Origin of the sequence: Gordonia phosphorivorans, from assembly GCF_042432625.1 — a bacterium.
Classification (GTDB): Bacteria; Actinomycetota; Actinomycetes; order Mycobacteriales; family Mycobacteriaceae; genus Gordonia; species Gordonia phosphorivorans.
Map to the genome: position 1 here is coordinate 107,414 of NZ_JBHLWV010000006.1, position 20,639 is coordinate 128,052.

Sequence of the window (20,639 nt, forward strand, 5' to 3'; positions counted from 1 at the left end):
GTCAGAGGCCGCTCGGATACTGGAAGGCAATTCGAAGCCAATCCAGTTCAGGAGTCGCCGTGTCCGACACGTCGCTGATCATCACGCCCCGCAAAGCGTTCCGCCCCGACAGCGGGCGCGGTGTGCTCGCCTCCAACTACTTCGTGGCCATCGACTTGGAGACCACCGGGTTCACCTCGGACGTGGATCGGATCGTCGAGATCGGCGCGGTGAAAATGGCGCCGGACGGGACGGTGCACGACCGGTTCTCCCAGATCGTCAACCCGGGGGCCAACGTGCCGCTGCCGGCGCGGGCCCGCCGCGTGCACGGGATCTCCGATCAGCAGATCCGGTCCGCGCCTCCCCTGGACGCCGCCCTCGATGACCTGGTCGAGTTCGTAGGCAAGGCCGGTGTGGTCGCCCAGAACATCAGCTTCGAGAATCGGATGCTGTCGGCGGCCTTCCGGCGGCGCAACACCACCATTCCGGCGTGGCAGGGACTGTGCACGTTGGCGACGGCCCGCGCCCACCTCGACGCGCCGTCGTACAAGCTCGCGGACCTGTTGTCCATGCTCGGGCTGCCCGGAGTGAACTCGCACCGCGCCCTCGATGACGCCTACGCGTGCGGTGCGCTCGCCGCCTACCTGATCTCCACGCTCAACATTTCGGCGTTGGAACCGCTGACCACCGGCAGCGTCGATGACGGTGCAGCAGCTGCTGATCTTCTTCGCCGCGAGCTGGGCGCCACCGTGATCGACAGCCCGCGGTCGTCTCCCCGGACGGCGCGTCGCACCCCGACGGCCCCGCCTCTCGTGCAGGACCCGCCGGTCTCCTACGACAGTGTGCTGCGCGACGCGTTCGGCGGCTTCGCGCCGACCAGTGAGCAGCGCAACGCCGTGGACCTGTACACCGCTGGCGGTGACCTCAAGCTGACCGCCGGTGCCGGCAGCGGCAAGTCGACGTTGCTGCGGGCGCTCGCCCGCCTGGATGCCCGACGTCTGCCGAACCGCAAGCTGCTGGTGCTCGCGTTCAGTGCCGAAGTGGCTCGCGAAGCGTGCGGCTCCTACCCCGACAACACCGAGGCGATGACCGTGCACGCCCTGGCCAAGCGGCGGCTGGCGAACACCTCCTACGGTCCGCTGCTGGGCAAGCTGAACGCGGAGTTGCCGACGTGGTCGACGACGGCGGCGGCGATCCTGCCACGCAAGGTGGTGGTGGATCTGCCGGACGGGCCGCGGCTGATGTCGTCGTACGCGGTCGGCCGGATCGCGTTGCAGACCGTGGAGAAGTTCTGCAACACCATCGACGAGACGATCACCGCCGCGCACCTGCCCGACATCGCCGGGATCGGTGCGGGCACCCTCGCGCACGGCCAGTTGGCCGACGTGGTGGTTCCGGTCGCCAAGCGGGCCTGGAAGGACATCCTGAACCCGGACAGTTTCGCCGTCCGATTCACGCATTCGTCGTACATGAAGCTGTTCGCCGACATGCGCCCCACCTTTGGTCACAGTGGGGACGCTCTGTTGTTCGATGAGGCGCAAGATGCGGCGCCGCTCGCCATGCAGATCGTCGGCGACCAGCACCATCTGCAGCGCGTGTTCGTCGGCGACTCCGGGCAGGCCATCTTCCGGTTCACCGGCGCCGTGGACTCCCTGCGCCGCCTGCCCGCCGACCACACCGCCGCCCTGACGCAGTCGTTCCGGTTCGGCGAGTCGATCGCCGAGGCAGCCAACGTGTACCTCGCCAAACTCGGCGAGAAGCTGCGGGTACGCGGCAACCCTGCCATCGACGACGTCGTCGACTGGGGGATGCGGGACGTCACCGCGGTACTGGCCCGCACCAACGCAGGCGCATTGGAAGAAGTGATCGCCGCCCAACAGGCCGGGAAGTCCGCGGCCCTGATCGGCGACACCGATCGGGCGCTCAAGTTCTGCGGGGTGGCCCGCCAGCTCAAGGCCGGGCAGGAACCGTCCGATCCGGCGTTCGCCGCGTTCTCCACCTGGCCGCAGCTGCTGGAGTTTGTGGAGCAGCAGCCCGGCAGCAGTGAACTGGCCACCCAGACCAAACTCATCGAAGAACGCGGCATCGACGCCATCGAGTCGGCTCTCAAGAGCCTGACTTCCCCGCAGCGCGCCTCGTTCGTGGCCAGCACCGCCCACAGCGCCAAGGGACTGGAGTTCGATCGGGTCAAGATCGCTGACGACTTCGTCATCGACGAGGACCACGCCGGCCCCCACGCTCCGTCGCCGGAGGACATCGTCGACGAGCAACGCCTGGCGTACGTCGCGGTGACGCGGGCCCGCCACGCACTCAACCCCGGGCACCTCCTCGAACCTAAGCAACTCTCCGCCCAGCGCACCGCGCCGCCGGGAATGCTGCTGTGAGCGGCCGGCCCGCGCGCGCCCCGGCCGGGAAAGATGTGGCCGCTACAGTGTGAGCACTTTGAAGCCACAAGGAGTGCCATGACCCTTTCCGACCAGGACGTCGCATCCATTCACGCTGTCGCTGACGCCGTCGAAACCATCGTGGTCGCCAACTGCACGCAGGGACGATGGCGGGCCGGTTCCGGCGTCTCCCCGGCCACCAAGAGCACGCTGCGCGCAATTCTCGACGAGGACCCCACCACCGAATACCTGGTGGGCACAGCGATCGACAAGGTGAATCAGCGGGCCATGATGGCGGCGCAACCGGAGGTGTTGCGCGCCAACATCGCATTGCTGCGCGCCATCGACACCTCCACCCCGCAGCATGTGGCCGCCGCGGCTCTCGCTGTCGCGCAGCTGTACAACCACACCATGCGGTTGAAGGTTCTCGACCCCGTTCCGGCCGGATAGCGTGGCCCGCTCAACGTCGTCGCGTCGGCGGCGACGTTCCCCGGCACGCACCACCCGGGCGGCCTCCGCGGCCCGCAGCTGTCCGCCGGAGGCCGCGGCCGGCGAACGCGTCTGGGTGCTCGATGTGCCCTACGGGTACCGGCCGCCCGGCGTGCGTTGGTACCCGAATCCGGGCGTCAACGCCTACATCGGGGCCGATCTACCGGCGGTGCTCGCCGAGTACGCCAGTCGTCCCTACACACGGCTGCGACGGCTGGAGGACTCCCTCAATGACAGTCCCGGTCCGCCGTTGCAGGTACGCCGACGCGTACCGCGGCCCATGCAGAAGCAGATGGCCGCCGAACTTGAGTCCGCGCTCACCGCCTGGGGTACCGCGGTGCTCACCGCCGCCACAGGCACAGGCAAGACATTCGCGGCCGTGTGGGCCGCCCGCCGATTCCTGCAGGATCGGCCGAACGCGAAGATCCTCGTCGTTGTCGACCGTCCATCACTGGTGACGACTTCGTCGTGGGCAGGAGTCATCGCCGGCCTCGGTGATGGCGGAATGCAGTGGCTGATCATGCCACCCGAAGCGAAGTCGTTGCGCAAGCTCCTGGGGCCCAGAGGCGCCCGCCAGGAACGGTTCGACCTGGTAATCGCCGATGAGGTGCAGAACTACCGCCACGAATCGGATCGGACGAAGGCGTTGCGGGCGCTGATTGGGTTCGGCAAGTCCGACCAGTCACCGCTGCTGGCCATCACCGCGACCTTGGGGCACAACCCTGCCGAATACCTGCTGCTGGCTCCCCTGCTCGCGCGGCTCCACCACGAACAGTACGGGCAGTGGCGCGATCTCGGTGCCCGACTGATCGCGGCCGGGCACCCGTTGGAGCCGTCCCGATTCCGGGCCGGCGCCTACTGCTGGTCCGAGCGGGCCCTGGCCGACCCGCTGTTACAGCAGCGGTCGGTCGAGCAGGTCCAGGCGACGCTGTCCGGGGCCAGTCCGCCGGCGTTAGTGTTTCGGGACGCACCGTGGGGCCCCGCGCCGGTACGTGCGGTCGGGGTGGCATTGACGGCCGATCAGCGGCGCCAGTACGAGGCGCAGTGGCGGCAGTTCCGCCGCGAGAATCAGATTGCGCGCACCGGTGGGGACAGCGAGGCCGGTCGGGCGGCGCTGCTGCGGTTCAGGCAGAAGGCTTCGTTCTTGCGGGTGCAGCACACCGTCGAGCTGGCGGTGTCGCAGGCAAGGAAGGGTCGGCAGGTGGTGGTGGCTGTCGAGCTGGTGACTGCGGCGGCCGATCCGTTGGCGGCAATGATCGAGGAAGCTGGGATCGGGTGTGCCCGCATCTACGGCGACCACGATGCGAAGGCTGAACGGCTCGCGTTCCAACTGGGCCACAAGCCGGTGTGCGTGGTGTCGAAGACGACGGCGATCAGCCTTCACGCCGGGGAGGAACTCGACGATGGTCGAGTGGCGACGTCGGCGCCACGTGTCGGGTTGATGCACCAGCCGCGATACTCGGGGATCGCCGCACAGCAGACGATTGGGCGCACGCACCGCGATGGGCAGACCTCGCCGTGGTTCCTGCTGTACGCGCAGGACACCGTCGAGGAGGAGGCTAGCCGGGTGATGGTGGAGAGATCGTTGACGGCGACAGCGTCCGGGGGTGCCAGTACCGCGATGTGGGAGTCGGTGGCCGGCATGTTCGGGGTCAGTTGGCTGTCAGCGGCCGACGGCGACATCGAGTAGCGACCGGAACCGCTCCGTGTTGGGGGCACTTGCGCTGGTGACAGCCAGCTCGGTCAAACCGGACACGATGTGACTTTGTGATGTGTCTAACGTGAGACACCTTGACTGCCCGGATCGAATTGGTAGTATCGGTGACGAAAAGCTCCAACACAGCAGAAGTTGAAAGTGCTGGAGTCCTGGCTTTAAGCCAGTTGGGTAACCTTATCTTCTCTGAAGAGTCTCTGGTGGCGGCAACGCCTACGTTTCCTCAAAGTCTAGATTTGGCTTCGAATTCCTTGTGGCCTGGCTTTATGCCAGGCCATACGGCTTTCTAGGGTCCATTCGCGCCACGTGCACTCTGCGTTGGCGGGGCCCCCGGCCCCGCCAACGCACAGCACGTTGAATTGGCTTCGAATTATTTTTTCCCCGGCAGCGCCGTGGCCTTGTGCGAGAGAACGGATCCGCGCACGCGAAAGCACACAGCCAGGCTGTGGGGTGCGTGTGGGGCTCAACATAGCTCTCATCTCCTCCAGTGATCGCAAGCATGGGCGCACCGGAAGAACCGATGCGCCGCGTAGACGCTTAGCGACTGGTGCCGAATCATCAAGCTCCAGGAGATTCCCGCCCCGGAAGGGCGGCGCTGAGAGCACAGTAACAAGGGACCGGATGCATGCGCAACGACCCCCCCAATCGGTGATTCTTATTACCCGCCGGCGACGGAAGGCCGGTACGACACAATGGGCACACAGGACCGCTAAGCCTTGCGCTCCAACATGATCCGAGGAACATTCCGTGTGCCGACCTAAGCCGGGCCCCCGCTGCCCCAGCTGCCAGAACCGTGCGCTGGCGTCGATCTCCGGGCGCCTCGAACGCCTCGCCGCCACCCTCAACGACACCCCGCCAGGGCCAGCGCGAGTGCGCATGGAAGCGCGGGCTCGCGACCTCGCCCGTCAAGTCGCCTGCCGCCGCGCCGACCTGTACGCCACAGCAGCCTTCCAGCGAGAACAGTCCGCTGAACTCGGCGACCTCCTGGCCGTTAACCCGAAAGACCCCAAAGCCGCCGCACTGGCCGCGCAACTCCTCGAAGGCCGCATCCTCGAGCTCCGCCGCCGCGAACAGGCCCGCGCCATGCCCCCCACACCGGACGATCCAGCCGCCCATCCCTACTACCGCGAGCTTGGTGACGCCCGCTTCGACCTCGCGCACGCCCAACTGCGCATGGACATGACCCGCACGACCGCGGAATGGCAGGTGTGGCAGAAGCGCCACCACGACTCCGCTCAACGCGCTGCGCTCGCGGCGGCCCGCATGGAAGCAGTCGCCGCCGGCGGCACCGACGGGTGGACCTCCCTCTCGCGTGAAGAACAGCAGCGTCGCCGGGACCTGGCCGCGGCCGACCCGACGCTAGCCACTCCCGTGGCGCCCCGACGATGGAAGGACGTCGTCGACGAAGCCCAGGACGTGCTCGACGGGCACACCCCTGTCCGGGAACCCCTCGATGCCAGCGGGTACCCGCCGTTCGGTGACGCCCACACCGCCGGAACCCAACCGGCCGCCGACACCAGCTCGCCCCCCGATTCGACTCCCGCCACCGAACCCGCCCCGGCCAGCCCTACGGGCCGGAACACCCCCGAACCTCGAACGGTGAAAGCCCAGGCAGCGCGGCGCACACGCCGTCGCCGGTCAACTGCCACCAGTTTCCGCAGTCTGCGCACGGGCAGCCGCCGCCTCGAGGCCGGTGCCCGCCGCGCCGACAGCGAGATCGACTCATCGCTGCCCTCCTCCTCGGCCCACCCCGGCGTGTTCGACCTGACTCTGCTCGACTACCTCATAGAGAAGGTGAAGTAACCGTGCCTCTGAACCGGCGAACCCTCGCGGCTGCCGCGCTCCTCCCGGTGCTGGCGTTGGCCGCAGGATGCGGCGATGACCAGTCCCCTGAGCGCCCCGACCAGAACTCCAGCACCGGCACAGGCTCGGCCGTCTCCCTGCCCGCCCCGGTCGGCGATGTGAGCGAGTTCCTGTCCGGTCTTGTTGCCGCCGGCGGCTGCAGCGACGCGCTGGTGACCGGGGTCGATGTCAGCCTCGCCGCGATCAACGCCTACGGCGTGAACGGGCAAGACCAGCCCGTTCACGGCACCGCGAAGGTTGTCGCCCAGCAAGGCTCCACCAGCGACGGCGTACCGACCTGCGAGTTCACGATCGACCCCGGGAACACCGACATTCCCCGCACGCTGATCATCGGCGGTCTGCCGGCGGCACAGAACGTACTGCTGTCGGCGACTCCGACCCCGACCATGGCCGACATGTACGGGGAAACCTCCGAGGCGGCGCCCAGCTCGTGCACCTCGGTGGGCTTGGACAAAGTCGCGGCCCGCGCCGAGGCTGTCCTGCTGACCACCGACGTCACCCCGGACTGTGTGACTGAGAATGGTTCGCATTCGGAGATCTACGACATCGACACTCGTGAAGTGTCCATCACTGGCGCAGGCGGCTACGCCAAGTCCGCGAACGGCTACTTCGCGGCCGCCGTAGACATCGACGCGGTGCGCACAGGCCTCACTTCGGATCTGTCGGGCGTGTTCGCAGGCTGGATTCAACGCGGCACCGACAAGGGCACCGTGCAGGATTACACACTGATCATCGGCTGACGATCTGCCGCTACCGTCACCGCTGCCGGGTGTCCCCGACGTACGGTAAGGCGGAAAGAAGCGTGCCATACCCTATGGCTCATGTCGCCGAACTAGAAGGAAGGAGACGACATCTCATGCACACCATCGCTCTCATCCTCGCCGCATTCCTCACTCTGCTGCTGGCCGGCCCCGCCCTGCTGCGTGGCGGGCTCATCCGGTCCTGGGTGCTGACGATCGCCTCGATCGTCCCCGTCGGCATCCTGTACCTCGCATTCCGTGGGGACGGTGACGTCTGGTTCCTGTGGCCGGCATTCATCCTGCTGTCGATCACCGCGGTCAAGTCCGCCACTGTTCTGTTGAACCTGCACGCGCACACCCCGGTCAGCCACAGCAATGTTGCTGCCGACGGCCGCCCCCACTGGGCAGTCTGACCTCCTACGTGTGAAGGCCCGCCCCCGGGGACCGGGGCGGGCCTTCACTCGTCTTAGCGGACCGGTGGCAGCTGGTAGTCCAGCACCGTCGCCAGGTCGGCGACGAACTCCGGCGACCGTCGAAGCGACGGCGATGCCTTCAGGTAAGTCACCAGGTTCGCCGGGGCCACCCAGTCGACTTGATCGTCGCCGTCCTCGACGACGGTCTGCTGGTGCAGAACGCACTCGTCGATGACTGCGTCGGTCGCCACCATGACTGCGCGGGCTACTCGACGTTGCCCTGGGGTCAGCAGGTGCAAGTCCACGGCGGCCGCCGTCTCACACAGCACGGTGGACACGATCATCGGCAGTCGGTCCCCGTCACGGGCCACCGGGACTCCGTCGTCCCCGTCGAACGCCGGTTCCAGACGCAGCACCCCCGGCGCGAACTCTGAGCGCAGCACGAACACTCCGGGCGGGCCGACGACCACATGGTCGATGAGATCTCCGGTGAACGCCGCCCGCGAATGAAACACGTACCAGCCAGCCGGCAGCTTCGCCAAGGCCTGCGCGGTCTGCTGGTTGGCGTCGACACGCTCTTTCAGCGTCGCCTGGTCCACACCCGAGGGCGGTGCCACTCCGAACATGCCGGACGCGAACGGTGACGTCGACAGCATGGGGATGCCAGACCGCAGCGACGCATGCTTGGCAGTGCGCCGATACGGCAGGTCGATCTGCCAGGTGAGGAACGCGACCACGGCGACACCGGCCACCAACACCACCCAGCCGCCCAGCAGCGGGGCCAGCAAGAACACTGCCGGGCAGAGGACCGCGGCGATCACCGCCGCCGACAGTCGAGGAATCTGCTCTGCGCGCGCCGACATCACCGCCATCACTGCCAACGGCGGCAACACCACCCCGACAAGCAGGAATCCCCAGTTCAAGCCGCCCGACCAGGCCAGCCACCCGGTGGTCGCGCCCGCACCAAGCCCGGCGATAGCCGCGGTCGCAGCGCCGCGCAGCGCGTACACGAACGCCGCACCGGAACCGATGGCGGCGGCAGCGAACACGGCGATCACACCATTCCAGGCGGTGCCCCAGAAGAACTGGGCTGCACCAACCACCCACAAGGCGGCCAGTGCCACCACGAGAACCCGAATGGTGGTTCGGTCGCGGTTGTGGCGGCGGTCGTTTGCGGCGATCCCGCGGAATGACGCGCCCGCGTCGGCGACCGCATCGTTGCCCAGTGCACGTCGATTCATCGGCTTGGTCCTTTCTCTCGACAGCGGTCAAAGTAGCTGCGACTGCACGCCGGTAGCGGCATCACGTCGCGTCCAAGTCGAACTGGGTGACCTGCCAGTTCCCGTCGCCGGTTTTCTCTGCGGTGGTGAACACCGTCCATTCCTGTTCGGTGCGTTCCTCTGCGTTGCCTGCCGGCTGGATGGTCTCGGTGACCGTGAGCACCTGAATGGTTTTCCGGTCCGTGTTCGGGTTGCTGCCGTCGGCGCTGGTGATCTCGTTGGGTTCGCACTCCCCATCCACCCAGGCCTTCTCACTCACCCATGACGCCCACTTCGGGTACGCGCGCGATACCTGGCCAGCCTTCGTCAGGTCGGCAGCCAACGGGTCAGCCATCAAGTCTCGGGCCCGCAGGTAGGACGCCGAGTAGGAGTTTTCGGTGGCGGCGTCGCGCGTGAACACGATCGTGCACATTGCCACCATCACCGCGACCGGGTCGCCGCGGTCGACGCCGAGGATGTCAGCAGTGGGCAACGATCGTGGCTGCTCGATGGAGGGCTCGGGCACCTCGTACGGTGCCGGCGATCGTTCAGGCCCAGACGAGCACCCTGCGGTGGCGGCCACGACCATCGTCATGGCTGCCACCGCCGAGACTGTGGCGCGGGAACATTTCATGGCCCAACGGTAGGTGGACGCCTTTACCGTGCGCGGCAGCGCCACCGGCGGGCGCAGCTAGCTAAACGAGAAACTCTGCCGGGTATGCACGTGGTCGGCATGCCCAGCCCAGTCGGCGGCGTAGTAGCCGGCCTGGCTGGTGCCCGGCCCGACGAGCTGTCCGTCGGCGATTCCGATCTTCTCCCCTGTCGTCGGGTTCATCCAGATGACCTGCTCCAGGTCGCCGCGGATCGTCTTGAGATATTCGGCGAATTTCTGCATCGCGGGCACCGTGCCGACCCAGTCAATGCCCTTGTTCTTGCCGTCGGACTCTTGGTGCCCCGGATAGGTGGAGGCCTTGACGTTGAATCGTCGTTCGAGGTCGTGAACCCACGACGGGAAGATGTTGCCGCCGTTGCCGTATCCGCCGGTGTTAGTCCCCACTGGCAGCCCGTACGGTTCGCGCGGTCCGCTGCGGCGGCTCCCGGTGTTGAGCTCCCCGCCGCCGCCGTCGAACTTCTTGGCCGCCTCCATGATCTTCTTGACGTACGGCTGAGTCTGCGTGGTGTAGTCACCACCGGACGGCATGCCGCCGGCCGCGATGACTGCACCCAGACCAGCGTTGTAGGCCGCCAACGTCAACGCGACAGGATCACCCTTGACCTTGCCTTCCTTGATCAGTTTCACGATGGCCTCGTAGTCGTTGCACATCATGTGGCCTTGCGCCATCGTCGCGTCCGACGCCTTGCGTGGGTCACCAGCACCGGCCGGGCCAGTAGGTTTACCGTTCTCGTCGACCGGTTTACCCCACGACGGCCACGTGTACGGCATGAACTGCGCCGACCCCATCGCCCCCACACCAGAGGTTGCCTGCTCGTTGAACCCGGACTCTTGTTCGGTTTGCGCCGCCAGCAGCGGCGCGGTCATGCCCTCGCAGATCGACCCGGCCAACTCCAGCCACTTCACGAACCGTTCCGGGACTGTTCCGGGCTTGAGTCGGCGCCCGCCACTGCCCTGCATGCACTCCACGTCGTCGGCAGCGGCCTGCATGTCCGAACCGGCCTGGGCGTGCGGGTCCTCCCACAGCGAGGTGACCGCGGCGATCGACAGCTGCTCCCACGACCCGTACGTCGGCGCCATCGTCCGCTGCTCGGGATACATCTGCACCAGCACGTCGGGCAGCTGGTCGGTGGCCCACCGCGGGTTCTTCGCCGCCACTTCCTTCAACCGGGCATAGAACCGGTTCGCCGCGTACGGCACGTTCACCAGGTTTGAGGATTCGCCGGTGTCGGCGCCATCGAGGGGCACTTCACCGAAGATCCCGGTCCGAGGATCGTCGGAGGTCGGCGTTTTGGAGACGAAGTTCGTTTGAGCTCCGGCATAGGCGATCGCCAGAACCGCGGCCCGCCCTTCCGGTTCGATCTTCGCGCGCCGCGCCGCCGAGATCAGCGCCTTGATATTGACCTGCTGCTCGGGAGAGAGCTGCTGGGACTTCTGGTCACCTTCGGGCTCGTACGGCTGCACCCCGGCCGGGGCGTCCTTCCCTTCACCTCCGCCGCCGTCGCCGCCACCACCGAGGCCTTTCACCGTGGCCGTCGGCGGGCCGGACTGGTTGAACGAAACATGCACATGGTTGTTGTGCTTGTCGTTGTCGCCACCGTTGGAGCCGTACCCGGACCAGTTGCCGCCCTGCCAGATCCGGTTACGCCAGATCACATACTTGACGTCGAGTTCCCCGGCGTTGTCGATGAACAGCTGCGCGATCTTGTCGCCGGTGGCGATCCCGCCGGCGGACGCATAGTTCTCGACCATGATGTCGATAGCCGAACCGGTGCCATGATCCATGGCACCAGCACCTGTCCGCAGACCACCAATGTTCTTGACCTGCGGGAACCGGGCAGCAGCCAGGCGCATTCCGCGTTGCGCGGCGGCCTGAAGGTTCTTCTCCTCCCCCTTCGTGGTGGGTGGCAGATCCCCGCCACTTCCCCCAGCGCCCTTGTCGTCACTCGCGGCAGAACCCTTGGTGTCGCCGCCCCCAGCGAAGGTGCCTGCCGGTGCAGGCTTCTTGTGCCGGATCCCCGCAGGCGCCGACGGCGGCCACGCCCCCCACCCCTGCGTCTTCAGGACCTGGTTAGCGACTTCCATCTGCTCAGCCTTGGTCGCCTCGTGCGGCAGCTTCGCGTACCGGCCGCCACCGTTGGCCGTCCATGTCGACGCCGTGAACTGGACGCCCCCGTAGTAGCCGTTGCCGGTGTTGATCTTCCAGTTGTTGCCCGACTCCAGCTTCGCGAGTTTGTCCCAGTCCTCCTCGGTGACCTGATCCGATGAGGTCGGTGCCTTCGTGGCCGCCGCCCGATCTGCGGTCGGCGCGTCGCCGGCGGCAGAGTCGGAGTCGGCGGACGCCGCCTTGAACTTGCTCAGCCACGGCATCGGGTCGACGCCGCCCTGCGACTTCCATCCGCCCGGGTACACCCCGAAATGCAGGTGCGGGCCGGTCGACACTCCTGCATTGCCGACATCGGCGATGTGCTGGCCGGCCTTCACCTTCTGTCCGGGCTTGACCTTGAGGTGGCCGTCCTCGATGTGCCCGTACAGGGTGGTCACGCGCTGACCGCCGACGGTGTGGTTGAGCAGCACCCAGTTCCCGTACCCGGACGCTGGCCCGGCCTGCTCGACGACACCGTCGGCGACGGCGTAGATCGGCTTCCCGTGAATGTTGGCCCCGGAGAAGTCGATGCCGTCGTGCCAGGACGTGGCACCGGCGGCGGGTGCGTCTCGGCTGCCGAACCCGCTCGCCGACTTCATGTACTCCGCGTCCAACGGCGCACCGAGGCTCCCGGCGGCCGCCGTGCGCCCACTGCCGCCACCGCCGTTGGTGATTCGGGGGGCGGTGACATCCAAGCATTGGCCTGCGGCCGGGGCCTGGGTGCCTGCAGCTCCAGCTCCGGCCCCCATCAGCGGGATGCCCAGGATCAGCATCATCAGCACGACAAGGGAAGTCACCATCAGCAGGAACGAGCCGCCAGCTCCCATGAACAGCAGTCGCCGCCGCCGTTTCGCTTTCTCGTCGGTGCCGATGAAGCTGGTGACCATGCCGGCCACTGGTGCGGCTACACCACCGGTGGCCGCGGTCAACGCTGAGCTGGCGCCCTTGCGGACCGCGGTGTTGGCAGCCTTCTTCGCCGTGCCGTCAGGCTTCTTCGGCGCTCGCGGGCCAGCGCCCCGCGCGGGCCCCATCGGGGCGCCTGCACCACTGATCCGGCGTCGCCCTGCACCGCCCGGCTGATTCATCGTCACTGCTCGGGAGGGCCAGGGGAGGTCTGGGTCACGTTGACTACTTGGGCGCGTTCACTGGCGCCGCGCACGAGCATGTCGCAGGTGAAGGTGACCTGCTGGGTCGTCGCTTTGTCGCCGGTCTGGTTCATGCCGAGGATGAGTCGGTCGGTGGCCACGACCGCGGTGCGCCGCGCCCCTTCGCCGGTGACCTTGGCGGGTTTGAGGATGCGCACATCGAACGCTTTGACCTTGCGCTGCCACGTCCACGACCACGTATTGACCACGTTCAGCTGTTCTTGGCCGATGAAGGCGGTGGAGGCGTACATGTCCCAGCGCGCCATCCAGTCCGCGGCCGGTTCAAAGTCGAAGGGAGAGAACTCTCCGTAGCCGACCGCGAATGCTTCGCACACTGATCCGACCGCTTGGTCGGAGGTGCCAGCCACCGCTGTCGGGGTCGCCCGAACGTGATCGGTTCCCGCACTCGAGTCTTCGCCTTGTGTCGGCCCAGTCGACTCCGGTCCTGGCAACTCCAACGTCGACTCGACGCCGTCGTAGGTTGTGGGGCTGTTCCCGATGGTGTTCGAGCAGGCTGGTACCAGGGCAACCGCCGCCGCCGCGAGGCCGGCCAGCAGGCGGCGCACGATCATGGTGCGCCCCGGCGGGTTCTGGCCTGGCCGATCAGACGTTTCACCGTCATCCAGGCGCAGCTGACCACGACGTCGACCGCGACGATCGCGAACAGCCAGATCGCTGCCGGTTCAGTCCATGAGAACCCGCCCACGATCGCGGCCAGCATTCCAACCATCAGCCACCGCTTCCATGGCGACCTCACCGCACGCAGCAGCCACACCTCGTCTCCGCCAGCAGTAGTCGGCGTATGCGCCGGTTCCACTGGGGTGGAGGGTCGCGAAGTTGGAATGCTGGTGACGGCACGCCGCGGTGCCGGTCTGCTGGCCGCAGAGGTCGCGGATACGCGACGGCGAGTGGGGGTGTCGACCATCGTTACAGCCAGCCGCTGAGGGTCGATATGACGGACAGGACCATCGACACGGCCAGGACACCGATGACGAACCACCACACCGGGATGCCGCGCACGTCCTTGTCCATTGCTTCTCCGGCAACATCCCTGACGCCCGCGACGTCCATGCGCCGGTTCACGCGTTCCCGCACGGTGAGGGTTTCGTCCGACGCCGCGAGCTCGTCGTCGGCCCCGTACTCTGCGTTGGGGTCGTCGTACGGGTCGCGCTCGAACTCGGGTGCGCTGGGCGGTGCGGGCTGCACCTGTACCGGTTCGAAGGTGTCGGGGGTGCCGCCGGCAAGCTCGTGCCGCATGAGGGCTGCTGCCTGCTGCTGCGCGTCCAGTGCCCGACGGAGTCGGGTCGCCTTCATCTCGGTCAACGCCACCGCCACTACCTGTCCGTCAGACAGTTCCAGCACCAGTTCCATGTCGCTGGGATCGTCCTCGTAGTAGAGGACGTCGATGCCGCCGACAGGACGCTCAATCGTCTGCGCGGCCCCAGTGACTTCGGAGGTGCCGGGCCCGTTGGGGGCGGTGAGGCCAGCAACACCGCCGCTGACTGCTGTGCTGGTGCCCCGGTGGGCGCCGCCCGCGCGGACGGACACCTGCTGAGGCGGGGTCTGAGGGTTGTCCACCATGGCGTCTCCGAAGTTGTTGTCGTTTGGAGTGGCCTCACGATAGGGGCCGCTTCTTTCCGTCATTTGCGGCGCCGGTTGTAGGCCCGGGCCCGGGCTGCAGCCTTCGCCGCATGCTTCTCCTCGGCCGCCGAGAACGACCCCCGCTTCCATTTACCGACCGTGGTGCCCTCCCGGGCGTCGTCCATCCGTTGCTTGAAGTCGTCGGAGTAGTGCTGCTCATACATGCGGGGCGTGGTGTAGGAGACCGCGGCCGCTCCTTCTCTGCGGATTCGATCGGCGGCAGCCTTGGACTTGTCTGCCGTCCACGACCCGGCGTCCTTGATCAGTGAGGAGGCGGTGTTGGTGGCCTGACCGCCCACGGAGCGGGCCGGAGCCAGACGTGCACCCAGCGCACGGTCTGCGCGGCGTGCTCCGCGAAGCACCTGCTGCCCGACAGCGTCGGCCTTGTCCTTGGCCCAGGGGGTCATGGGGCTGGCCACCACGCGGGCACCCCGACCGACTCCGCGGGCAGCGGACGCCGCTGCGGCGGCACCGGCGACCGATCCGGTCGCCACCGAACGGCCAGCACGTCCCAGCGGCGACAGGCTGGAGCCTCCCCCACCACCACCACCACCGCCGCCACCACCGCCGGGCCTCGGCGGGCCACCGGCCGGGGGTCGGGTGACAGCCCACTTGGCGCCGCGCCCACCAGCGGCAGCTGCACCGGCAGTGCGGCGAGCAGCACCGGCCGCCGCCGACGGCCCGTAACGCACCGCGGCGTAACCAGCCAATGCGGTCGCGCCGGTGGCCGCCCGGGTCAAGCCCTGCGCCGGCCCGGTCATCGTGGAGCCCTGCACCTTGAAACGCTCTTCGAGCTTGCGGACACTGCGGAACAGGCCGAACAGCAGCAGGCCGGTGAACAGGAGTTTCAGTCCCATCGCCATCGACGCCCCGAAGATCAGGACGATCCCGGCGATCATGAACAGCGACAGCATTCCGTAGAGAATCCGCATCACGAACGCCTGACCGAAATCCTTGGCGTACTCGACCGCACCGGAGGCTTTGCCGGGGAAGGCGGCGAACAGTAGCCGCACCACACCAGTCCAGAACAGGACCAGCAGCATGAACTGCCACCACAGGCAGATCACCGAGACGATTGAGATGCCGATGCCGGTGATGACGGTGGCGATCAGTGCGACCAACGCTTGCGTCAAGTGCGGGAAGCGGCCTGACCCGTTGTAGGAGCGGGTGATTCCGGCTGCCTCATTCAGCTCCCCGTCCTTGGTCGACTTCTCGCGCAGGGTCAGCTGATTAGCGACAGCATGGTAGGGATCGCATTGGACTAGGTGCGCGAAGTCGTCCTTGGAGTTCATGCACTTGCGGCGGGACGCCTCGAACGAGGGTCCGCCTTCCTGCGAGATCAGGTAGGTCCGCATGTCGGTGCAGCCGCCATAGTTGTTGTAGCAGGGCAACCCCTGTCCGGCGGCGTCGTCTTTCGCCTTCACCTTGTTCTGGTCACCGCCCACGCGGGGATCCCCGAAGCGGGTCACCTTCTCGCTGCCGGCGATCGGCTTGTTCCCGGCAGCACCGAACTGGCCCAGCGCCCAAGGCCGGTAGGCCAGGCCCTCAGCGAGAATGCACGAACTGAATCGTTGACCGGGGGCAGCCGCAGTGAAAGCTGCATCCTGGCCGGGTGCGGCCGGCACCGGCTGCGGCGCCTTGCACATCGACCCTTCGCCGGTGAGTTCCAGTGCGGTGAACGATGTCTCGGCGATGGCCGAGTTGATGGCCGACGCGCCCTGGTCGATCGTTGATCCCAGGATGAAGAACCCGGACGTTCCGGGGTTGCTCCAACTCGCCGCAGACAGGCCACCGAAGAACAGGCCGCCGAGGATCAGCACTGCGGCGACACCACCGGCTTCTCCTATCGCCTCCCGAAAACCGCGCCCGGAACCGACTCCTCTGAAAATCATGCCGATCCCGGCGATAGTGAACATGAGCGCGGCGGCGGGGAGAAACAGATAGTTGAACAGTGCGTCGATGAGCGGGATGGTTCGGTTGTACAGAAACTCGAAGGGTCGCCCGGACTGGGAGATCTCTTTGAGCATGATGACGCCCTGCAGCAGGTACGTGTTCAACGACATGACCATGTTTCCGCTGGTCACCGACACCCACGGCATGATCGAGCACACTTCTTCGCCAGTGGCGTTCTTCTGCCAGTTGACGAACTTCAAGCCACGCAAACCCGAAATCTCGAACAGGGTGTAGTTGTCGAGAGAATTGTTGGGGCCCAGCCGGTCAAAGTTCCCGGCCTGGTCGGAGTTAGCGGGCACCGAGTTGGCGGAAGCATTCGGCGGCAGGCCCTTGACCTGACCGAAGTTGCGTGCGGGAAACATCGACTCGGGGCCGGTGCCCACAGACTCACCGGTCAGGTCCGGGCGGGTGAAGGAGCAGATGGTGGAGTTCACCTTGGATTCGAAGAAGTCACCGATCCCGAAGATGCCGTGTGCTTGCCCGGCCGACCCGAGCGACATCGTCAGTGCTGCGGTGACTGCCACCAACACCCCGGCGATCCACCGCGCCAGCCGCCGCCACCGTCCGGTCACCGGCGCCGCATGTCGGGACCGGAAGTACACCCCGGCCAACGCCGCCACGAACCCACTGAACCCGACGACCCCCACCCAGCTGCTGTCCGACCAGATGAGGGTGGGTGCGATGGTCGCCAGAATGGTGCCCTGAGATAGCGCCACACTCCATCCGACGTGGACACCGCGGTGGGGTGCCACGAACACTGCGGCGGTCACGATCACCAGCATGGGGGCGAGGAGAACCAGGTGGAACGGGACGGCGACGACACCGTCGACGCTCATCGCGATCAGCGCGCTCGCAGTCAGCACCAACACCGAAGTGGCCGACGCTGCCACCACACCGGCGGTCTGCGGAAAGTGGCGTCGCCCGACGGTGACTGCCATCAGGAGCACACCAATCGCCGCCCAGGACAGCGCAGCGCCGGCACCAGCTGTTGACCACACGCTTTTGACCAGAATCAGTCCGGCGAGCACTGCGGCGACCTCGCGCCACGGTGTACGTGAGATGAGGTGACCGGCTCGGGCGCCGATACCTTCCAGCGCAGACCAAACCGGTGTAGGCGTGGTGGTGAACACCATCGTGGTGGTCCCTTCCTCGGTTAGGCGACGGGTTCGACTTCGGGGTAGTCGAAGGACATCAAGCTGTCGGCGGCGTCGTCGATCCGGTCACGCACCAGGTCGCGGCGGGTCGTGTCGCGGATCTCGGTTTGCAGAGTCCACTGCATCGGGTCCGAGGAGATCGGCTGCGACTGGTAGCGGGTGCGTTGGCTGGCGTTCGTTTGCGCCGCACCGAACAGCTCCTTGAACAGCGGATCGACGGCCACCGTGCTGACCCGGCCGTCCATGTCCTTCATCGCGCACATGCCGGTCGGCAGCTGCAGCTGCTGCGCCAGGTTCGCCTCGTCAGAATCAGACAGCCTCATATCCGACCGCAAGATCCGCAGCGCGGACTTCGCCTCCGCCAACGAGCGTTGCTTGAACACGAACATCGTCGGGAACTGGTTTTGGTCGGCGTCGTCTTTCGCGGTGGCTTCCTCGATCTTGCCGATGTCGTCGGCCTGCTGACTGATGACGACGACACCGAAGTTCAGGGAGCGGCCCTGACGAAGGGCGACATTCAACATTTCGGCGCCAGCTGGCATGGCCGTGATCATGTAGGCCTCGTCGACGAACAAGATGCGGGGACGCAAGCCCTTCTTCCGCTGGTTCGGGCTCATGGTCTCCCCGATCGCGGAGAACAATCGTTCCACCTGCCACAGGACGGTGAACATCGCGGCGGACGCGTTGCGGGCACCGGTGTTGGTGGTGATCTGGGATGAGTCTTTCGGCATTTTGAAGCCGATCATCGTGATGATGGTGCGCCGGTGCGCAAACCCGCGCAGCGCGGACGCGTCGGCGCCGATGTCGTGGGTGCCGAACAGGAGCCGGGAGTAGTCGGATTTGGCTGCCGAGTCGAGTCGGTTCTGCAGCACCTTGACCCTGTCGAGGGCTTCGGTGATGGCCACCAAGTCGCCGCCACGGCTGGTGTCTGTGGCCAACATCTGCTGGTACTCCTCCACCTTGCGGGCGACGTGGGTCGCCAAGTCGGCGAGCCGCGGAAGTGGTGGATTGACGCCACTGACCAGCTGCGAGTCGTGGTGGCGGCGGAGCTCGGCGAACGCCAGGTCCAACTGGTTGCGTTCAGGGGAACTGGGGTGCAGGTCGGCGAACAGGTGCTCGATCTGGCGGCGGGCCAGCTGTTCACCGGCGTCGAAGTCGCCGGTGAGCAGCCACGGATCCATCGACCCGCTGGCCCCGAACGTCAGCGACACGATCCGCGTTTCGTCCCAGAACGCCTGGTTGATGGGCTGGAACTGGGATTGGTCGGTGCCAAGAACACCGCGGTTGGCTTCGTCCCGGAAGTGATCGTGCAGGACCTGGGGACCGAACGCGATGTAGTGGCAGAACTTCTCGAAGTCGTTCTTCGGGTCCAGAACAACCACCTGGGCACCGGATTCGGACACCCAGAAGAACAGGCTCAGGGCGAGCGTGGACTTGCCGGACCCAGACGCGCCGACGATGGCGATCCCGGCGCCAGCATTGCGGGCCATCTGCACGAATGGGTCGAAGTGGACGATGGAGCCGTTCTCTGCGGCATACCCGATCACATGCCCATGCCAGCCCAGCCGGTCCCCCAGCTTGGAGACTTCAATGTCGTCGCCGACTGTCGGTGAGGCGTCCATCCGTGCCATCGCCAAGACGTCCAAGTCCGTCCACCGGGTACCGACATCCATGCCGCCGGCGTCGGTGGAGGCGACCAGTTTGCCGATGGTGGAGGCGTCGAAGTCGCCGGGCAGCTGCTCTTCGAGCAGGGTCGCCTGAATGTTCTTGCGACGCTCGAGAACGCAGAAGCCCTTCATGACGTCACGCACGGACTGCTCGGACACGGCCAGCTGCTCCAGGCTGGGGGCGCTGATGCTGATTCGCAGCTGTCCGACCATTCCGGCTCGCGGCCGCAGTTTCATCGAGTCACGGACTTCTTCGGCCTCGGCCGCTTTGTGCCCGAAACTGGTGTCAGTGAGGGCTTCCTCGCTGCCATCCTTGGTGCGGTCACGGACTTCGTCGGCGATTGACGCGGTCGCCTTCAAAATCTGTTTGGTGAACACCGCCTCGGAAATCAGGGCGTACCGCCAACTGATCTCGGGCGGGTTCGGAAGATTGGCAAGCATGCGTCCCCACGCCTGCCAGTACTCGAACGGCACCTGCGATTCCGCGGTGGAAATAGTCAGGGTGCTGGTGAAGCAGGAGTCAGGTGTATCGGTCAGGGACGGCGCCGGATCGAAGATCTCGACGGCCGCCTGCTGCTTGAGGTTGCGGCCGGTGAAGTCGGTGAGCATGTCGAACCAGCTATTGCGCACGAAACGGGTGCGCGAATAGTCGCGTTCAGTGTCGACGGGGAACGAGCCAGAGAGGGGTTTGCGGATCAGCCATGACAGATCCGACCGCGTCATCGGCGACCGACTATAGGGGGCCAGCCGATCCAACACCTCCATGGCGAGCTTGCGAAACTTGACCAGTTCGTGGCGGGTAAACAGTTCATCGCAGAGCGCGTCGTCGGCGTTGATGGCGGCGGAGACCGCGTCCACGTTGACCGGCCCCTTCTGGTCCCCGATGCGCACCAGCAAGTAGTGGGCTCGTTCGGGAGCGGCCTCAGCGATATGCGGTTCCACCTTGCCGTCGATGAGCATGTTCAGCAGTCCCGACGGGTCCCAGTGCGAGTGGTGGTAGCTCTCCAACCATTCGGAGGTGTCCACGGGCCGATTGCGGACCAGTTCGTGGCAGGGGACCCGCGCTTCCCGCTTGGGGTGCTTGTTGGTGAAGTAGTCCAGCAGTTCCTGCCGCATGGCGGTGCCGGCGACGACAGTGCCTTCTTGTTCGGACGGGGTGTCGAACTCGTCGGTGGACGAGTTCAGTCGCACGCCGGTCCACACCCCGTTGTCCTTGATGAAGAAGAACGGGGCCTCTTCGGCGTACCGGTATCCCAGCCGGCGCGCGTCGACCCGCTCCTTCTCGGTTAGAGCTTTCCCCGTCGCCTCTTGCTGTTTGAACGGGTTGCGTTTGGTGACCCGCATCCAGATGGCGACGCCGCCGCCCACCACCAGCGAGACAACACCGATCATGATGATCAAACCCATGGGTATCTTCCG

The 20,639-nt window shown here is 66.5% G+C and carries 14 protein-coding genes; 6 read left to right on the forward strand and 8 right to left on the reverse strand.

Features of this window, described 5'->3' with window-relative positions; translation table 11 throughout:
* Nucleotides 1–59: 59 nt before the first annotated feature.
* The 6 genes from ACFFJD_RS02025 to ACFFJD_RS02050 all read left to right on the forward strand — a co-directional run bounded on the left by ACFFJD_RS02025 (nt 60) and on the right by ACFFJD_RS02050 (nt 7,582).
* Nucleotides 60–2,363 carry an exonuclease domain-containing protein gene (locus tag ACFFJD_RS02025; protein WP_382360161.1) on the forward strand — a complete coding sequence of 768 codons (2,304 nt, stop codon included), beginning with the start codon at nt 60–62 and terminating at the stop codon, nt 2,361–2,363.
* Between the two features lie 78 nt (nt 2,364–2,441).
* A complete protein-coding gene (locus tag ACFFJD_RS02030; RefSeq protein ID WP_382360164.1) occupies nt 2,442–2,813 on the forward strand; it encodes a hypothetical protein in 372 nt (123 codons plus the stop codon).
* Nucleotide 2,814: 1 nt separating this feature from the next.
* Nucleotides 2,815–4,542 (forward strand): DEAD/DEAH box helicase family protein, encoded by a 1,728-nt coding sequence (locus ACFFJD_RS02035; protein WP_382360167.1) that lies wholly within the window; start codon nt 2,815–2,817, stop codon nt 4,540–4,542.
* A gap of 771 nt (nt 4,543–5,313) precedes the next feature.
* A complete protein-coding gene (locus ACFFJD_RS02040) occupies nt 5,314–6,369 on the forward strand; it encodes a hypothetical protein (protein WP_382360170.1) in 1,056 nt (351 codons plus the stop codon).
* 2 nt (nt 6,370–6,371) lie between these two features.
* On the forward strand, nt 6,372–7,169 hold the full coding sequence (locus ACFFJD_RS02045; RefSeq protein WP_382360173.1) for a hypothetical protein: 798 nt from the start codon (nt 6,372–6,374) through the stop codon (nt 7,167–7,169).
* A gap of 116 nt (nt 7,170–7,285) precedes the next feature.
* Nucleotides 7,286–7,582, forward strand: a complete 297-nt coding sequence (locus ACFFJD_RS02050; protein WP_382360176.1) for a hypothetical protein — start codon at nt 7,286–7,288, stop codon at nt 7,580–7,582.
* A 53-nt stretch (nt 7,583–7,635) separates the two neighbouring features.
* On the opposite strand, the gene ACFFJD_RS02055 is transcribed toward ACFFJD_RS02050, so the two are convergent.
* The 8 genes from ACFFJD_RS02055 to ACFFJD_RS02090 form a co-directional block, all read right to left on the reverse strand.
* Nucleotides 7,636–8,823, reverse strand: a complete 1,188-nt coding sequence (locus ACFFJD_RS02055) for a hypothetical protein (protein ID WP_382360179.1) — start codon at nt 8,821–8,823, stop codon at nt 7,636–7,638.
* A 61-nt stretch (nt 8,824–8,884) separates the two neighbouring features.
* Nucleotides 8,885–9,445, reverse strand: a complete 561-nt coding sequence (locus ACFFJD_RS02060) for a hypothetical protein (RefSeq protein ID WP_382360182.1) — start codon at nt 9,443–9,445, stop codon at nt 8,885–8,887.
* 87 nt (nt 9,446–9,532) lie between these two features.
* On the reverse strand, nt 9,533–12,691 hold the full coding sequence (locus ACFFJD_RS02065; protein WP_382360185.1) for a transglycosylase family protein: 3,159 nt from the start codon (nt 12,689–12,691) through the stop codon (nt 9,533–9,535).
* Nucleotides 12,692–12,747: 56 nt separating this feature from the next.
* The gene (locus ACFFJD_RS02070; RefSeq protein ID WP_382360188.1) at nt 12,748–13,377 is read right to left on the reverse strand and encodes a hypothetical protein; all 630 of its coding nucleotides are present in this window, start codon (nt 13,375–13,377) and stop codon (nt 12,748–12,750) included.
* Nucleotides 13,374–13,535 carry a hypothetical protein gene (locus ACFFJD_RS02075; protein ID WP_382360191.1) on the reverse strand — a complete coding sequence of 54 codons (162 nt, stop codon included), beginning with the start codon at nt 13,533–13,535 and terminating at the stop codon, nt 13,374–13,376. The genes ACFFJD_RS02070 and ACFFJD_RS02075 overlap by 4 nt, the downstream gene beginning before the upstream one ends.
* A 197-nt stretch (nt 13,536–13,732) precedes the next feature.
* A complete protein-coding gene (locus ACFFJD_RS02080) occupies nt 13,733–14,386 on the reverse strand; it encodes a hypothetical protein (RefSeq protein ID WP_382360194.1) in 654 nt (217 codons plus the stop codon).
* A 59-nt stretch (nt 14,387–14,445) separates the two neighbouring features.
* Nucleotides 14,446–17,337: a hypothetical protein gene (locus tag ACFFJD_RS02085; RefSeq protein WP_382360197.1), complete on the reverse strand. Its 2,892-nt coding sequence runs from the start codon at nt 17,335–17,337 to the stop codon at nt 14,446–14,448.
* A gap of 215 nt (nt 17,338–17,552) precedes the next feature.
* Nucleotides 17,553–20,627 carry an ATP-binding protein gene (locus ACFFJD_RS02090; protein WP_382360200.1) on the reverse strand — a complete coding sequence of 1,025 codons (3,075 nt, stop codon included), beginning with the start codon at nt 20,625–20,627 and terminating at the stop codon, nt 17,553–17,555.
* Nucleotides 20,628–20,639 lie beyond the last annotated feature (12 nt).

Bases quoted from the DNA above. Each gene is read 5' to 3' on its own strand.
- ACFFJD_RS02030 (WP_382360164.1), top strand. From the start codon at position 2,442: ATGACCCTTTCCGACCAGGACGTCGCATCCATTCACGCTGTCGCTGAC.
- ACFFJD_RS02050 (WP_382360176.1), top strand. From the start codon at position 7,286: ATGCACACCATCGCTCTCATCCTCGCCGCATTCCTCACTCTGCTGCTG.
- ACFFJD_RS02055 (WP_382360179.1), bottom strand. From the start codon at position 8,823: ATGAATCGACGTGCACTGGGCAACGATGCGGTCGCCGACGCGGGCGCG.
- ACFFJD_RS02065 (WP_382360185.1), bottom strand. From the start codon at position 12,691: ATGGGGCCCGCGCGGGGCGCTGGCCCGCGAGCGCCGAAGAAGCCTGAC.
- ACFFJD_RS02070 (WP_382360188.1), bottom strand. From the start codon at position 13,377: ATGATCGTGCGCCGCCTGCTGGCCGGCCTCGCGGCGGCGGCGGTTGCC.
- ACFFJD_RS02075 (WP_382360191.1), bottom strand. From the start codon at position 13,535: ATGGTTGGAATGCTGGCCGCGATCGTGGGCGGGTTCTCATGGACTGAA.
- ACFFJD_RS02080 (WP_382360194.1), bottom strand. From the start codon at position 14,386: ATGGTGGACAACCCTCAGACCCCGCCTCAGCAGGTGTCCGTCCGCGCG.
- ACFFJD_RS02085 (WP_382360197.1), bottom strand. From the start codon at position 17,337: ATGGCAGTCACCGTCGGGCGACGCCACTTTCCGCAGACCGCCGGTGTG.
- ACFFJD_RS02090 (WP_382360200.1), bottom strand. From the start codon at position 20,627: ATGGGTTTGATCATCATGATCGGTGTTGTCTCGCTGGTGGTGGGCGGC.